This window comes from Bradyrhizobium sp. LTSPM299, from assembly GCF_000938235.1.
Classification (GTDB): domain Bacteria; phylum Pseudomonadota; class Alphaproteobacteria; order Rhizobiales; family Xanthobacteraceae; genus Bradyrhizobium.
This window is the reverse complement of record NZ_JYMU01000058.1, coordinates 41,807-56,669: the sequence shown is the minus strand read 5'-3', so window position 1 is coordinate 56,669 and position 14,863 is coordinate 41,807. Positions and strand designations below refer to the sequence as shown.

The following is a 14,863-nucleotide window of genomic DNA, read 5'->3' as shown; positions in this document are numbered from 1 at the left end:
GTGACGGGTCATCTCCGCGAATTCGACTCGTGGAGAGAGCCCCTCACCCCAACCCTCTCCCCGCGAAGAGCGGGGCGAGGGAGAACACATACTCCGCAAGCGGCGGCGCATGCTGCCGCTGTTTTGTTTAAAGGTGATGTAGCCTCACGATGTATCTCGTCGTCGAACAACTCCTGAACGGCCTGCAGTTCGGTCTGCTGCTGTTCCTGCTCGCAGCCGGCCTGACGCTGGTGTTCGGCATCATGGATTTCGTCAATCTGGCGCATGGCTCGCTCTACATGATGGGCGCCTATTTTGCGGCGACCTTCGTGGCCTGGACCGGCAGCTTCGTGCTCGGCGCCCTGTTGGCGCTCGGCGCTACGCTGCTGCTCGGCATCGCGCTGGAATATGTCGCGCTCCGGCATCTCTATGGCCGTGACCATCTCGACCAGGTGCTGGCGACCTTCGGCCTGATCCTGTTCTTCAACGATGCCGTGCGGCTGATCTGGGGCCCGGCCGGCCTCGCGCTGCCGCTGCCACTCTGGCTGACCGTGCCGGTCGAGATCATCCCCGGCGTGTTCTACCCGGCCTATCGGCTGATGATCATCGCCGTCGCGCTGGCGGTCGCCGCATTGCTCTATCTGGTCGTGATGCGCACCCGCGTGGGCATGCTGATCCGCGCCGGCGCCTCCAACCGCGAGATGATCGGTGCGCTCGGCATCAACATCAAGCTGCTGTTCACGCTGGTATTCGGCCTTGGCGCCGCGCTCGCCGGCCTGGCCGGGCTGATGCAGGCGCCGATCCTCACCGTGCAGATCGGCATGGGCGAGAACATCCTGATCCTCGCCTTTGTCATCATCGTGATCGGCGGCATCGGCTCGATCCGCGGCGCATTCCTGGCGGCGATCTTCGTCGGCGTCATCGATACGATGGGCCGTGCCTTCCTGCCGGACCTGCTGCGCAAGGTGCTGAGCGGGGCTGCTGCCTCGACCGCCGCACCCGCGCTGTCCTCGATGCTGATCTACCTCTTGATGGCGATCATCCTCGTGGTCCGGCCGGAGGGGCTGTTTCCGGCCGCCAAGCGATGATGCCCAAGCCTAACGTTTCCAATTCCGTCGCGGCGTTGCTCTGCGCCGCCTTGGTCCTGCTGCCGGTCTATTCGACTGTCACGGGCAATATCTTCATTCTCACGCTGTTCACCCGCATCGTGATCTACGCGCTGGCTGCTGCGAGCCTGAACCTGATCATGGGCTATGGCGGCATGATGAGTTTCGGCCACGCCGCCTATCTCGGCGTCGGCGGCTATGCGGTCGGCATCCTCGCCGCCGAGGGCATCGGCTCCGGCTTCATCCAGTGGCCGGTGGCACTCGTGGTCTCTGCGTTGTTCGCGCTCGTGATCGGCGCGCTTTCGCTTCGCACCCGCGGCGTCTACTTCATCATGATCACGCTGGCGTTTGCGAAGATGGTCTTCTACATCGCTTCCGGCCTGTCGCGTTATGGCGGCGACGACGGACTCACCATCTACAAGCGCAGCGATTTCGCCGGCCTGATCAACCTGTCTGACCGTACGCAGTTTTACTATCTCTGCCTCGGCTGCCTGTTCGGCGGCCTCTATCTGATCTGGCGCATCGTCAATTCCCGCTTCGGTCTGGTGGTGCAGGGCGTCCGCTCCAACGAGCAGCGCATGCTGGCAATCGGCTTCCAGGCCAACCGCTATCGCCTGGTCTGCTTCGTCATCGCAGGCACGATCTGCGGACTGTCGGGCGCGCTGCTCGCCAACAACACCGATTTCATCAGCCCCGCCGTGATGGACTGGACCCGCTCCGGTGACCTGATGGTGATGGTGATCCTCGGCGGCATGGGCTCGCTGTTCGGTCCGGTGATCGGCGCGATCGTCTATCTCCTGCTCGAGGAGTTGCTGTCGCAGTTCACCGAATATTCCGGGTTGATCCTGGGTCCGGTGCTGCTGCTGATCGTGCTGTTCGGGCGGGGCGGCATCATGGGCCTGCTTGGGAGGATGAGCCGTGGCTGATTCCTTGCCTGATCCCTTGCTCCGTGTCGACAATCTGGTCCGCCGCTTCGGCGGCATCACCGCGACCGACAACCTCTCGCTGGAGGTCGTGCCGGGCGAGCTGCACGCCATCATCGGCCCCAATGGCGCCGGCAAGACCACGCTGATCAGCCAGCTCACCGGACAGTTGATGCCAAATTCCGGCACCATCCATTTCGGCGGCCGCGACGTCACCGGGTTGCCGGCTTACAAGCGTAGCCGGCTCGGGCTGGCGCGCTCGTTCCAGATCACGTCCCTGCTGAAGGACTTTTCGGCGATCGACAATGTCGCGCTGGCCGCCCAGGCGCATGACGGCCACTCCTTCCGCTTCTGGGGCAATGCGCGCAAGGAGAAGCACCTGCGCGAACTCGCGCGCGCGGCGCTTGAGCGCGTTGGTCTCGGCCAACGCGCCGATATCGTGGTGTCGCAATTAAGCCATGGCGAGCAGCGCGAGCTCGAGCTTGCGGTCGCGCTCGCCACCAAGCCGCGGCTCCTGCTGCTCGACGAGCCGATGGCGGGCCTCGGCGTCACCGAATCCGCGCGGATGGTCGCGCTCCTCAAGGAGTTGCGCATGGAAGTGACGATCGTGCTGGTCGAGCACGACATGGAAGCCGTGTTCGCGCTCGCCGACCGCATCACGGTGTTGGTCTATGGCCGCGTCATCGCCTGCGATGTGCCCGACGCGATCCGCAAGCACGACGAGGTCAAGCGGGCCTATCTTGGCGATCAGCATGTGGTGGTTACCCATGTCTGAAACAGAAGTGGCTGATGGCGAGAACCTGCTTGAAGTCGATGCGATCGAGACTTGCTACGGTCTGAGCCAGGTGCTGTTCGGCCTGTCATTGCAGATCAAGGCCGGCGAGATGGTCGCCTTGATGGGCCGCAATGGCATGGGCAAGACCACGACGATCCGCTCGATCATGGGCCTGACCCCCGCGCGATCAGGCGCCATCCGCTTTGCCGGCGAGCAGGTGCGTGGCCTGCCGTCCTACAGAATCGCAAAACTCGGTATCGGGCTTGTCCCAGAGGGGCGCCAGATCTTTCCAAACCTGACGGTGCGGGAAAACCTCGTCGCCGCGTCAGGCAATCGCCTCGGCAGCCGTGATCCCTGGACGCTCGAAAAAATCCACGCGCTGTTTCCGCGGCTCGCCGAGCGCGGTAGCAATATGGGCGTTACGCTGTCCGGTGGTGAGCAGCAGATGCTCGCGATCGGCCGCGCGCTGATGACCAATCCGAAATTGCTGATCCTCGACGAGGCCACCGAAGGCCTCGCGCCGCTGATCCGCGACGAGATCTGGAACTGCCTGTCGTTGCTGAAGGCACAGGGGCAGTCGGTGCTGGTGATCGACAAGAACGTCGGAAACCTCTCCCGCATCGCCGACCGCCACTACATCATCGAGCGCGGCCGGACGGTGTGGAGCGGCACCAGCGAGCAGCTGATCGCGGAGCCGGATCTGCAGCACCGCTATTTAGGAATTTGAACGGGGCTCGTTATTCTATTCCGCAGGGCTTTCAATCACCTCTGTTTGGCCGATTTTATCCCGGGCGAGGATCATCAGCAGCGCGACGATGATGGCCTCGATGATCGCAAAGGCGGCGAAGGCGCCGGTGAACGAACCGCCGGAGGCGTTGATGATGGCTCCCATCAACCATGGCGCGACAAACGCCGAGAATATCCCGAACACTTCGGCATAGCCGATCGCGGCCGGGGCGAGCGCGTCGGAATATTTCTCGCTCAGCAGCGCGAAAATCGCTCCGCCGCCCAGCAGGGCGATCCCGCTGATTGCGGCCAGCAGCACCAGCGCGGAGAACGGCAGCGGCGTGACGACGCTCCACAGAAACATCAGCGCGGTCAGGAACGCCAGCAAGGCGGTAAGCTTGATCATGAAGAGCTTCCCGAGCCGATCGGACATGTAGCCGCCGATCACGAGGAAGACCACCTGGGACAGACCCATCACGGTGCCGATCACGGCTCCGGCTTCCGGAGGTATATGCTGGACGGTGATGAAGGCGGGGACCACCCAGGTGGCGGTGCCTGCGATCGCGAACGTGCAGGCCACGATGCCGAAGCCGCCGACGGCGATCCATTTCGAGCGGAAGATTTCGCCGAGCGGCAGCGCCTCGCGCGCCGCTTCGTTGCCCCAGTTGAAATTGGCGATGCCGAGTTCGCGCGGACCGTTGCGCACCACAAGGGCGTCGATGACAGCGACGTTCAGCGTACCGATTGCGAGGACGGCGAAGAAGGTACGCCAGCTGGTGGCGAGTGTCAGCGGAATGCCGAGTGCGAAATCCATGGTGATGGCGAGGCTGTAGGCTGCCAGGATCAAGCCGACGACGGAGCCGCGCCTGCTCTGCGGGAACCAGCCGAAGATCAGCTTCATGTTTCCGATGAAGATGCCGGCATCGAAGAAGCCGATCACGAGCCGCAGCACGACGAGCTGGAGATAGCTCTGCACGAACACCTGCAACACCATGCCGAGCCCGGTGCCGGCGAGCCCGATCAGCAGCATGTTGCGTGCGGACATCGACCGGCTGACCGGAGACCAGACCACCATGCCGACGCCATAGGTGAGCGCGAAGATGCCCTGGGCGAGGCCGGCCTCGGCCGGATTGAGCTTGAGCGTCTCGGATACGAAGGGAAGCACGGCGGCGAACGCGTACCAGTCCGCGGCGAGGAAGATCTCGCACAGGATCGCGAGCATCAGCATCCCTTTTTGCCAGCGTGCTATGCTCTGGCGATCGGTCTCGGCAATGGTGGTCCAGCTCATGATTGCTCCTCTTGGGGATCGAGATCAGGTGAAGGTGAACGCGACATCAGGCGGGAGGCGGCAGGAAATTGACCTCGTGCTCGGCGGCGATGCGCACAACCTGCTGCGGGTCCGGAACATTGTGGATGCGCGCGAACAACGTCTTCAGCGAGCGCGTCGGCGCCACCCAGAACAGGCTGGTCGCGGTCTCGCCCGATCGGTTGAAGATTCCGTGCGGCAATCCCTTGGGCATGCGGACCAGGTCGCCGGCCCTGGCGACGAAATCCTTGCCGTCGAGCGACAAATCGTAGCGGCCGCTCAGGACGTAGACGAATTCGTCCTGGGTCGGATGGACGTGCGGCGGCACGAAGGTGCCATCCGGAAATACGGCGTGCCAGGCCATCGAGGCTTCGGATTGCTGCTTGAGGGTGTAGGTCTGACCCAGGATGTTCCAAACGATATCGTCAAAGCCGTCGTTGCTTGCCGTGACGCCGGGAGGCATGTCGCCCATGGTGGTGTCCTCTGTTGTTGCGGGATTGGGATCGGCCGGCTCAGCCGGCGAGGAAATCGGTGACGTGACGTGCGGCTGCCGGCGTCTCTTCGAACACGAGGTGTCCGGTCGCCGGCACCAGAACGAGACGTCCGTCCGCAAGGCCGGCCATCCAGGCGTGCGCCTGGGCGGTCGGACGCAGGCGATCCTCGGCGCCCCACAGGACTAGGGTCGGTGCGCCGATCCGATGCAGCCAATGCGCGAGCTTTGGGTTGCCCTGCGGCTCGTTGCGGATCAGCTTGGCGAAGCTTGTGACCTCGCGTCCAAGCCGCGCGTCGAATGCAGGATCGGGGGCTTGCGGGAAATAGCGCAGTGCCGCCGCCGGATCGTGCGCGAGGTAGGACGGAAGGTCCTGAGGAGCGATCTCGAACAGTCCCGGTGCCGGCGCGCTAGCGACGACGAGCCCGGCGGGGGCGACCAGCACGAGCCGGCGGACCCGCTGCGGTTGGCGGATCGCGAATTCGGCCGCGAGCCATCCGCCGAGTGAAAACCCGGCGAGGTCGAACCCGTCGAGGCCCATTCGGTCGAACAGGTCCATATAGTGCAGGACGTGATCCTCGGCGGTGTCGATCGCATCTGCATCGCCGGAATCGCCGAAGCCGATATGGTAGGGGATGATCACGGTGTGTCGGGCGGCCCATTCGCGCGCCATGTCGAAGCCGGTGAAGGTGCCGGTGCCGTGCAGGAACACCAGCGCCGGTCCGCTTCCGATGGTGTGAACGACCGTCCGCGCGCCGTTGATATCGTGTTCCGAACGGGTGAAGCCGGTCAGGTCAGGCAAAGCCTTGGCGGCAGCATCAAGCATGGTCGAAGTCTCCGGTTGAAGGCCGCAGGGCCGGGCACTGGGTGTCGAGGTTACTCATGCGGCGTCGGCGCGACGGCCCCTCAAGAGAGCGGCGAACTGTTCGGCCGCGTTGGCGATTCGCGCGGTGATCATCGGGGCGAGCGCTTCGCCGGGCGCGAGCTCGCCGCGGCTGGCGTAGATTGCGGTCGACACGGTGCAGGCTTCGAAGAAGCCGAACAGCGGGCGCAGCTGATGCTCCACCACCAGGGAGTGGCGCAGCCCGCCGCCGACGGCCGTCAGCACCACGGGACGATTGCGCAGGGTGCTGGGCTCGATCAGGTCGAAGACATGCTTGAACAGGCCCGGATAGGAGCCCTGGAAGACGGGGCAGCCGATCACAAGGCCATCGGCGCGCTCGATCGCCTCGATCACAATGCGGGCGTTGTCATCGAGCGTAGTGCGGCTGAATGCGGCGATGCCGGAACCGGCATCGACCAGATCAACAACCTCGAAGGTGAGCGGATGCCTTGCGCTCAACTCGGCGCCGACGGCTTCCACCAGCGCGCGCGCCTTGGACGGCCGCGAGGTGTTGCCGCAGAAGCCGACGATGCGAGGCTTCGTCACGTGGCCATCCTCATGTCTCGATGATCGGCTCAGCCCGTGACCCCGAACACGGTCCATTGCGATCCCGGCGCAGGAAGGCCGAGCAAAGCGCGCCCGCATTCCTCGACGATCTGGTCGGCCATCAGGATGTGCTGCGTCCCCGAATGGATGTCGCGATAGAAGCGCTGCATCGGCGTGTTGTGCAGCGAGGCGCCACGCGCGGCGCGGTGTGCGAAGGTGCCGACGTCGGAAATCACGTCATGAACGTGGCGCAGCGACAGCTTGATCATCGTCATCTGGTCGAGCGTCGGGGCTTCGCCACGCGCGCAGCTCTCCGACACCTCGCGCCAGGTCTCGTGCACCAGCGCCCGTGCTGCACGAAAGCGCGCCTCGACCTGGGCGAACTGGAACTTGAAGCTCGCGCTCTCGCTCGACTTGCCGAAAGCATCCTGGCGCAGCACGATGACTTTCACGAGTTCGTCGAGCATGCGGCGCCCGACGCCGACCGCCCAGCCGGAATGAGCCCAGGCGCTGTAGCCGGCAAGGCCGAGCGCGCCCTGCACGCCGCCGCGACGGGGTGCGCCGATGTCGAAGTCGTATGTCATATGGGTCGGCACGAACAGCTCGGTGCCTTCGCTGATCGTGTAGTCGAAGCTGCCGGTGGCGCGCAGGCCGAGCACATCCCAGTTGCCCATCAGCTTGATGGTTGCGCGCGGGTGATGGGTGACGACGATTTTGGGCTGGCCGTTGGGCCCGATCACCATGTCCTTGCCGGTTGGATCGGTGACGAAGCAGCCGGAATGCACCCATTCAGCGTGCTGAATGCCGCTGCCATAGGCCCAATTGCCGCGGATCATGTAGCCACCCTCGACCGGTCGGGCAAAGCCGCGCGGCACGCCGTTTCCGGCGATGGTGATGTCGGGGCCGTTGGCGAAGACTGTCTTGATACCTTCGTCCTCGACATAGATGGCGAGGGTGGTGCCTTCCATGTTGTTGCCGATTACGCACCAGCCGGCCGACGCGTGGGCGTAGGACAGACGTTCGATCACCGTCATCGCTTCGAAGGGCAGCAATTCCGCGCCGCCGACCTGCTTCGGAAACAGCATGGTATAGATGCCGGCCTTGCGCAGCGCGGCGACCACGTCATCGGTGAGATAGCCTTGGGCCTCGGCGTCGCCTGCCCTGGATTCCACCAGGGGCAACAGCGCGTCGAGACGGGCGTGAAACTCGGCGGCTGTCGTGGTGCCGAAGGGTTTGGCGGCGCGCTGAGCAGACACGTTCATGGTCGATATCTCCAGGTCAGGATCGATCCCGTCGCGTTCACCGATCGGTGGCGCGGAGCGGGTGGTTGAAACCGGATGGCAGGAGTCCGCCGATCCCGGGCACGCGACTTCCTTCGTCCGCCAGGGATTGGGCGGGCGGGAGAGTGCACCTGCGATCGATGTCGGCGTGTCCCGCCGAATCGCGCGATCACGAGACGGCGGTCGGAGCCGGCACTCGGGCGTCGCGCGATTGCGATGTCAGGATGGTAGGAGACGGCTCGGCAACCCGGCAATCCCCCAGCATGGGGGGTATTCGCGGCCGTGGCCTGCGGTAGGGCCGAGCAGAAGCGCTGCTGCCGCTTCTTTTCGCTTGACCAATCGTAAGGCAGCGCAGAAATTTTAAGCCTATAAGATCCGTCAACGGCGCACACGTCCTGGGGCAGATTCCTAGAGGCCGGTGCAGCGCGAGCGCGCAAGGAGTGGCGGTGCCAGCGGGACGAATGCAGTTGGATCATCTGCGCGAGCGCCGGCTCGCCGATGGACTCATGTCCATCGCGGAGAGCCGGTCGGTGCGCGGTTTAGGCGTCGCCTGCTGCTCGGCGATCAGCAGCCTGACCGGATCTCCGACTGTCGGCCTCTATCTGCTCGACGGCGCCGAGCCGGAACTGGTCTACAGCCGCCATGTCGCGGAAGGCCTGCTCGACAATTACAAAGCGGGTTTCTGGAAGCGTGATCCCGTGCTCGACTGCATTCTGACCCGAAGCCGCGTCGTCGATGGCGCATCGCTGCTTGGTTCGGAGCATTGGCCGCGCAGCGCGTCGTTCGAGATGTTGAGAGAATGGGGCTTCAGCTACAACATGGGCGGGCCCCTGCGGTGCGGCCACAAGATCATTGGCGTGCTGTTCACCGCGACGATGGATGCCGAAGCTCCGTATACCCCGCTGCTGCGGCAGCGGATGGACATGCTGTGCCGGGCGGGCTCGCTGGCCGTGACGAATATGATGAATTCCGGTGAACTCGAGCAGAACCGCGACGCCATCATGCTGCCCGAGCGCGCGGTGTCGCCGTCGCCGGCCATGCTCTCGCTGCGGCTCCCGCCACGTTCCGCGGATGTCGCGGTCCGGATTTGCCGCGGCCAGACCAACAAGGAAATAGCGCGCGAGATGGGCATCTCGGATCAAACCGTCAAGGAACACGTCGCCAATCTCTGTCGGCGGTTTGGCGCGCATAACCGCACGGAATTGGCCGCGTGCCTGTTGCGCGATAGCTCGCGCCATTGAGCATTTCGAGCAAAGGCCCGGCCCGGACTTGATCCGCGGGACCAACCGGATGTTGCACTCATTCTGAGCAGTGGCGGCAAAGACGATGCTGTGATGCCTTTGTCAACACCGCTTTGCCTAATCATTCTCCACACGCCCATTTGCCTGCGCGCTACTCGCCCGTCGCGAAAATTGAAATACGTGCTTTGCCGACGGGGGATGGGGTAAACGCCGAATAACACATTCCCCGCAAGCGCCCGACACTGTCTCGAACTTCGAGCGGGGGCTAAGCAAAATGGCGGTCAAGGACAAGAGTGACGCGGGCAAATCCACCAAGGGCGTCAGCCGGCGATCATTGCTGAAGGCGGGTGCCGCGGCCGCCGGCGCGGCGATCGGAACCGATGCCGTGACCGGATTTCCCACGATCTGGGCGCAGGAGATCAAGGATATCGAGTTGCGCCATGTCGGCGTGTCGTACTCCGTCGTGAAGGCGATCGGTGATCAGGCGGCCAAGGATCTCGGCTTCAAGGTCACGATGCAGAACCTTGACACATCGGCGGCCATCAATCGTTTCATCACTCAGCCCAACAGCGTCGACATCGCGGATCTCGAGGGCTGGCAGGCCAAGCTTGCAGCCAAGCGCGGCGTGATCCAGGGCATCTCGGCCAAGAAGATCAAGGAGTTCGATAACTTCCTTCCAATCTTCACAAAGGGCGAACTCGACGGTCACAAGATTCCGCGCCAGGGAATTTCGCCCTATGAAGCGCTCTATATCGAGAAGCCCGACTCCACCGACCTGCGTGACGGCGTCACCGAATGGTTGACCAACGTGCCGCAGGTTTATAACGCGGATTCGATCGGCTACCGGCCAGATCTCGTCGGCCACACCGTGACTCAATGGAAGGATCTGATCGATCCGAAATTCAAGGGCAAGGCTGCCATTCTTGACGTGCCTGCGATCGGCATCATGGATGCCGCGCTGTGCTTCGAAAGCGCCGGGCTGATCAAATACGGCAACAAGGGAAACATGACGAAGAAGGAGATCGACTTCACTTGCGACAAGCTGATTGAACTCAAGAAGGCCGGCCAGTTCCGCGCAACATGGACCACGTTCGACCAATCGGTTCAATTGATGGCGGCCGGAGAAGTCGTGATCCAGTCGATGTGGTCGCCGGCCGTCGCGGCCGTTCGGGTCAAGCAGGTTCCCTGCGTTTATGCGCCAGTGAACTTCAAGGACGGCAAGGAAGGTTACCGCGGCTGGTGCAACGGCATGGGGCTGATGAAGCATCTCACCGGCAAAAAGCTCGATGCCGCCTACGAATACATGAACTGGTACATGTCGGGCTGGCAGGGCGCGTTCGTCAGCCGCTACGGCTACTATAGCCCGGTGCCTTCGACCGCGAAGAAATTCATGACGCCGGCGGAATACACCTTCTGGTATGAGGGAAAACCGGCTCCCGAGCCCGTGACCGATCCGTATGGCGTCCCGATGGAGGCGGCCGGCACGGTTCGCGACGGCGGTTCGTTCGTTGAACGCGTCACCAACATCTCGTGCTGGAACACGCTGATGGAAGAGTCGGCGTACATGAACAAGCGCTGGAACGATTTCAAGGTCGCCTGAGCAGGGCCATCATCGTCGGGGCAGTCGGCCGAAGATCGGCCGACGAGGTGAGTGGATTTTCCAGAGAAGTTTCATGAAAGTATCTCGATCGACCATCAGCTGGCTGTATGTGTCGCCACTGATGTTCGTGCTGATCCCATTCTTCGTCCTGCCCATTCTGGTTGTGCTGGCCGCCAGCGTGTTCGAGACCGACGGATTCGGCGGCTTGATCCCGACCTTCACCTTGGCCAACTACGCCACGGTGCTGACCTCGGGTCTCACCTTCAATCTCTATCTCGCGACGGTGAAATTCACCGTCCTCACCTGGTTCTTCACGCTGCTGCTCGGCTTCTTCGTCGCCTACTTCCTGGTCTTCCATGTCCGCAATCCGCTGCTCGCGATCGGCCTGTTCCTGATTTGCACGGTGCCGTTCTGGACTTCGAACATCATCAGAATGATTTCCTGGATTCCGCTGCTGGGCAAGGAAGGCTTGATCAATTCCGCGCTGTTGCGGATCGGCCTGATCCGTGAGCCGCTCGAATTCCTGCTTTACTCCGGATTTGCGGTCGTGGTTGCCTATGTGCATCAGCTCACAATCTTCATGATCGTGCCGATCTTCAATTCGATGGCCCGTATCGACAAGCGGGTCGTCGAGGCCGCGATCGATGCGGGGGCCAGCCGCTTCGATATTATGCGCTTGATCATCGTGCCGCTGTCCAAGAGCGGGATCGCCTTGGGTTCTATCTTCGTGGCATCGATTGTCATGGGTGATTTCTTCGTCACCAAGGTGATGTCCGGCGGCGGCTCCGCATCGGTGGTGAGCGCCTTCTACGAGGACATTTCGGTGCTGCAATATCCGGGAGCGGCGGCGAGCGCGATCGTCTTGACGGTCGTGTTGCTGGCGATGGTTGCCCTGATCCTGCGCACCGTCGATATAAGAAAAGAAATCACCCGATGAGTACGGCGCCGCAGGCGGTCACGATGGCTGACGAGCGTATGACGAAGCGGGCGATCGCACCCAGCCGTGGCGGACGGCCGTGGACCTTCTACCTGCTGGCGACGCTATTCGCTTGCTATGTCGTCGCGCTCTACGGTCCGATGATCTGCATTTACATCCTGTCGTTCCAGGACGTGCGCGGCGGCCTGGTATTCCCGATGAAGGGGCTGTCGCTGCACTGGTTCATCGATCTGTTCACGCAGGTGAGAACCGGCGATGTCAAAGGTGCATTTGATCGCTCCATCAAGCTCGCGATCGTGGTAACTGTCATCACGGTGGTGGTTTCGTTCATGGCGGCGATGGCTTTCCGCAGGCGCTTCCCGGGCGACAATATCGTGTTCGCGCTGATGATCGGCAGCCTGGTGGCGCCGGGCCTGGTATTGGGCATCGGTGTGGGACTGCTGTTCAACGCGATCGGCATCGAAACGTCCCCCTATGCGTCGGCCCTGGGTGCGCAACTCTCGTGGACGCTGCCGTTTGGTGTGCTGGTGATGTTCGCCGTGATGTCGCGCTTCAATCCGGCCTGGGAGGAGGCGGCGCGTGATCTCGGTGCCACGGCGTGGCAAACGATTCGACTTGTGATCATTCCCGTTCTGGCGCCTGGTCTGGTGGCCGTCGCATTGTTCGGATTCACGCTGTCCTACGACGAGTTTGCGCGAACGCTTCAGACCGCCGGTCCGCAAAACACCCTGCCGCTTGAGATATGGAGCATGACGCTCAACGTCACATCACCGTCTCTCTATGCGCTCGGCACCGTGACCACGATCATCTCGTTCTCGATCATTGGTGCGGCACTGGGAACCATCGTATTCATTCAAAGACGTCGGGGCGCTCGCGCGTCCTGATCGGAGACCAAGCCATGGCGGTTCTGCGCGGTGACATCGAACTCGCCGGCCTGACAAAGAGTTATGACGGCGTGCACACGGTTGTGCAGGGCATCAACCTGAAGATTCCCGATGGTGCCTATTGCTGCTTTCTCGGTCCATCCGGCTGCGGCAAGACCACGATTCTGCGCATGATTGCCGGGCATGAAGATCCAACCGACGGCGAGATTCTGATCGGCGGCGAAAACGTGGTGGGATTGCCGCCGGTCACGCGCGGCACGGCGATGATGTTTCAATCCTACGCGCTGTTCCCGCATCTGACGGTACGGGACAATGTCGCGTTTGCGCTGCGCATCCGCGGCCTGTCGAAGGCGGATCGTTACCGGCAAACCGATGCGATGCTCGAGAAGGTTCGGCTTTCGGAGCTGGCCGACCGGCTGCCGGCCCAACTCTCCGGCGGCCAGCAGCAGCGTGTCGCGCTGGCGCGTGCCGCCATCACCGAGCCCCGGGTGCTGCTGCTGGATGAACCGCTTTCCGCGCTCGACGAGCAATTGCGGGTGCGGATGCGGCTCGAGCTGCAGCGAATGCAGCGCGACCTCGGCATCACCTTCGTGCACGTCACCCATTCGCAGCTCGAGGCTATCGCACTGGCCGATATGGTCGTCGTGATGGACCGCGGAGAGATCAAGCAAGCCGGCCCGGCGCGAGACGTCTATGCAGCGCCGAGAGATCGCTACGTGGCCGAGTTCCTGGGTGGGCAGAACGTGTTCTCCGGCCGTATTGATGCCATCAAGGACAATCTCGTCAGCTTCGTAGCGCCGCAGATGAAGCATGTCGCCGTCCCCGTCGGGGCGTCGCGCGTCGGCAAGGGCGACATCATCGACGTCGCGGTCCGTCGGGATGATGTCGACCTGATCCGGCCGGGCATTGATCTGGCGCCCGATGTTTCATCGTTGGCGAGCCGGGTGCTGGCAGTCGAATATCAGGGCAACTTCGTCAAGGTCATGCTGGATGCGACCGGTGAAGACGAGTTCGTCGCCTATGTTCCCGAACGGGTGTTCTTCCGCGATCCCTACACGATCGGCGATGTCGTTCAGGCGACGTGGCCGTGTCACCTCGCGCGGCTGCTTGCCAAAACGACTTCACCAACTGCGTAAACTCAAAACCAGAGAGGGACTTCCATGGCTGACTATGAGGTGTTCGAGCTTGGCGACGTGACGCTGCAATGCGGGCAGATCCTGCGCGGCGCCAAGATGGCGTACAAGACCTATGGCAAGCTCAACGCGGCCAAGGACAACGTCATCGTTTATCCCTGCTGGTATTCCGGGACTCATCTGGAAAACGAGTGGCTGATCGGGCCAACGATGGCGCTGGATCCGGAAAAATACATCATCATCGTGCCGAACATGTTCGGCAACGGCCTCTCGACCTCGGCAAGCAACACGCCGGCGCCGTTCAATGGGTCCCGCTTCCCGAAGATCACCGCTTACGACAATGTCGTGCAGCAGCATCGGCTGGTCACGGAAAAATTCGGAATCAGCAAGGTCAAGCTAGTGACCGGCTGGTCGATGGGCGCGCTGCAGACGTTCCATTGGGGCGCGATCTTCCCCGAGATGGTCGAGCGCATCCTGCCATTTCAGGGTTCGGCCAAATGCTCGCGCCACAACTTCGTCTTCCTCGAAGGCGTTAAGGCGGCACTTCAGGCCGACGCCGCCTTCATGGACGGCTTCTACAAGGAGCAGCCGCAGAAGGGCCTCCGCGCCGCGTCGCGCGTTTATGCAGGCTGGGGTTTTTCCCAGACGTTCTACCGCGTCGAAGCCGATCTGAAGAAGATGGGCTACGCCTCGCTGGAGGATTTCCTGGTGGGCTTCTGGGAAGGCTGGTTGCTCTCCAAGGATGCCAACAATCTCTTGACCATGCTGTGGACCTGGCAGAACGGCGATATCTCCAACAACCCGATCTACAACGGCGACTACAAGAAGGCGCTGGCCGGGATCAAGGCGAAGGCCATTGTCATGCCGGCCTCCACGGACCTGTATTTCCCTCCGGAAGACAGCGCCATCGAGGTCGAGCACATGCCGAACGCAGAGCTGCGCGTCGTCGAAACCTATTGGGGGCATTTCGCCGGCGGACCGGGCACCAGCCCTGAAGACATCAAGGTCATCGACGCAGCCCTGAAGGAACTGCTCGCGAGCTGACGGCTCGTTC

The 14,863-nt window shown here is 62.7% G+C and carries 15 protein-coding genes; 10 read left to right on the top strand and 5 right to left on the bottom strand.

Annotated features, from left to right (window positions below; all coding sequences use genetic code 11):
- Positions 1-149: 149 nt before the first annotated feature.
- From UP10_RS29340 to UP10_RS29325, 4 genes are read left to right on the top strand one after another with little or no spacing between them, the layout of a single operon-like run.
- The gene (locus UP10_RS29340) at positions 150-1,067 is read left to right on the top strand and encodes a branched-chain amino acid ABC transporter permease (RefSeq protein ID WP_044590684.1); all 918 of its coding nucleotides are present in this window, start codon (positions 150-152) and stop codon (positions 1,065-1,067) included.
- Positions 1,064-2,011, top strand: coding sequence for a branched-chain amino acid ABC transporter permease (locus UP10_RS29335; protein ID WP_044590683.1), 948 nt, complete (start codon positions 1,064-1,066; stop codon positions 2,009-2,011). Before UP10_RS29340 ends, UP10_RS29335 begins: the two co-directional genes overlap by 4 nt.
- A 4-nt stretch (positions 2,012-2,015) precedes the next feature.
- Positions 2,016-2,783, top strand: coding sequence for an ABC transporter ATP-binding protein (locus tag UP10_RS29330; RefSeq protein WP_044590866.1), 768 nt, complete (start codon positions 2,016-2,018; stop codon positions 2,781-2,783).
- Positions 2,776-3,510 (top strand): ABC transporter ATP-binding protein, encoded by a 735-nt coding sequence (locus UP10_RS29325; protein ID WP_044590682.1) that lies wholly within the window; start codon positions 2,776-2,778, stop codon positions 3,508-3,510. The genes UP10_RS29330 and UP10_RS29325 overlap by 8 nt, the downstream gene beginning before the upstream one ends.
- Before the next feature lie 15 nt (positions 3,511-3,525).
- On the opposite strand, the gene UP10_RS29320 is transcribed toward UP10_RS29325, so the two are convergent.
- The 5 genes from UP10_RS29320 to UP10_RS29300 are packed head-to-tail and all read right to left on the bottom strand — an operon-like array spanning position 3,526 to position 7,996.
- The gene (locus tag UP10_RS29320; protein WP_044590681.1) at positions 3,526-4,797 is read right to left on the bottom strand and encodes an MFS transporter; all 1,272 of its coding nucleotides are present in this window, start codon (positions 4,795-4,797) and stop codon (positions 3,526-3,528) included.
- A 46-nt stretch (positions 4,798-4,843) separates the two neighbouring features.
- A complete protein-coding gene (locus UP10_RS29315; protein ID WP_044590680.1) occupies positions 4,844-5,287 on the bottom strand; it encodes a cupin domain-containing protein in 444 nt (147 codons plus the stop codon).
- A 40-nt stretch (positions 5,288-5,327) separates the two neighbouring features.
- Entirely contained in the window at positions 5,328-6,131 is an 804-nt protein-coding gene (locus UP10_RS29310) for an alpha/beta fold hydrolase (protein WP_044590679.1), read from the bottom strand.
- Positions 6,132-6,185: 54 nt separating this feature from the next.
- Positions 6,186-6,734, bottom strand: coding sequence for an NAD(P)H-dependent oxidoreductase (locus UP10_RS29305; RefSeq protein WP_044590678.1), 549 nt, complete (start codon positions 6,732-6,734; stop codon positions 6,186-6,188).
- Positions 6,735-6,763: 29 nt separating this feature from the next.
- Positions 6,764-7,996 (bottom strand): acyl-CoA dehydrogenase family protein, encoded by a 1,233-nt coding sequence (locus tag UP10_RS29300; RefSeq protein ID WP_044590677.1) that lies wholly within the window; start codon positions 7,994-7,996, stop codon positions 6,764-6,766.
- A 479-nt stretch (positions 7,997-8,475) separates the two neighbouring features.
- On the opposite strand from UP10_RS29300, the gene UP10_RS46015 reads away from it, so the two are divergent.
- The 6 genes from UP10_RS46015 (at position 8,476) to UP10_RS29270 (ending at position 14,853) form a co-directional block, all read left to right on the top strand.
- Positions 8,476-9,255 carry a response regulator transcription factor gene (locus tag UP10_RS46015; protein ID WP_082077302.1) on the top strand — a complete coding sequence of 260 codons (780 nt, stop codon included), beginning with the start codon at positions 8,476-8,478 and terminating at the stop codon, positions 9,253-9,255.
- Positions 9,256-9,529: 274 nt separating this feature from the next.
- The gene (locus UP10_RS29290; RefSeq protein WP_044590675.1) at positions 9,530-10,855 is read left to right on the top strand and encodes an ABC transporter substrate-binding protein; all 1,326 of its coding nucleotides are present in this window, start codon (positions 9,530-9,532) and stop codon (positions 10,853-10,855) included.
- 73 nt (positions 10,856-10,928) lie between these two features.
- Entirely contained in the window at positions 10,929-11,792 is an 864-nt protein-coding gene (locus UP10_RS29285) for an ABC transporter permease (protein WP_044590674.1), read from the top strand.
- Positions 11,789-12,676, top strand: coding sequence for an ABC transporter permease (locus tag UP10_RS29280; RefSeq protein WP_082077301.1), 888 nt, complete (start codon positions 11,789-11,791; stop codon positions 12,674-12,676). Before UP10_RS29285 ends, UP10_RS29280 begins: the two co-directional genes overlap by 4 nt.
- A gap of 14 nt (positions 12,677-12,690) precedes the next feature.
- Positions 12,691-13,812 (top strand): ABC transporter ATP-binding protein, encoded by a 1,122-nt coding sequence (locus tag UP10_RS29275; RefSeq protein ID WP_044590673.1) that lies wholly within the window; start codon positions 12,691-12,693, stop codon positions 13,810-13,812.
- A 24-nt stretch (positions 13,813-13,836) separates the two neighbouring features.
- Positions 13,837-14,853: an alpha/beta fold hydrolase gene (locus tag UP10_RS29270; RefSeq protein WP_044590672.1), complete on the top strand. Its 1,017-nt coding sequence runs from the start codon at positions 13,837-13,839 to the stop codon at positions 14,851-14,853.
- The last annotated feature ends 10 nt before the right edge of the window (positions 14,854-14,863 follow it).

Bases quoted from the DNA above. Each gene is read 5' to 3' on its own strand.
- UP10_RS29340 (WP_044590684.1), top strand. From the start codon at position 150: ATGTATCTCGTCGTCGAACAACTCCTGAACGGCCTGCAGTTCGGTCTG.
- UP10_RS29335 (WP_044590683.1), top strand. From the start codon at position 1,064: ATGATGCCCAAGCCTAACGTTTCCAATTCCGTCGCGGCGTTGCTCTGC.
- UP10_RS29325 (WP_044590682.1), top strand. From the start codon at position 2,776: ATGTCTGAAACAGAAGTGGCTGATGGCGAGAACCTGCTTGAAGTCGAT.
- UP10_RS29320 (WP_044590681.1), bottom strand. From the start codon at position 4,797: ATGAGCTGGACCACCATTGCCGAGACCGATCGCCAGAGCATAGCACGC.
- UP10_RS29315 (WP_044590680.1), bottom strand. From the start codon at position 5,287: ATGGGCGACATGCCTCCCGGCGTCACGGCAAGCAACGACGGCTTTGAC.
- UP10_RS29310 (WP_044590679.1), bottom strand. From the start codon at position 6,131: ATGCTTGATGCTGCCGCCAAGGCTTTGCCTGACCTGACCGGCTTCACC.
- UP10_RS29300 (WP_044590677.1), bottom strand. From the start codon at position 7,996: ATGAACGTGTCTGCTCAGCGCGCCGCCAAACCCTTCGGCACCACGACA.
- UP10_RS46015 (WP_082077302.1), top strand. From the start codon at position 8,476: ATGCAGTTGGATCATCTGCGCGAGCGCCGGCTCGCCGATGGACTCATG.
- UP10_RS29290 (WP_044590675.1), top strand. From the start codon at position 9,530: ATGGCGGTCAAGGACAAGAGTGACGCGGGCAAATCCACCAAGGGCGTC.
- UP10_RS29285 (WP_044590674.1), top strand. From the start codon at position 10,929: ATGAAAGTATCTCGATCGACCATCAGCTGGCTGTATGTGTCGCCACTG.
- UP10_RS29280 (WP_082077301.1), top strand. From the start codon at position 11,789: ATGAGTACGGCGCCGCAGGCGGTCACGATGGCTGACGAGCGTATGACG.
- UP10_RS29275 (WP_044590673.1), top strand. From the start codon at position 12,691: ATGGCGGTTCTGCGCGGTGACATCGAACTCGCCGGCCTGACAAAGAGT.
- UP10_RS29270 (WP_044590672.1), top strand. From the start codon at position 13,837: ATGGCTGACTATGAGGTGTTCGAGCTTGGCGACGTGACGCTGCAATGC.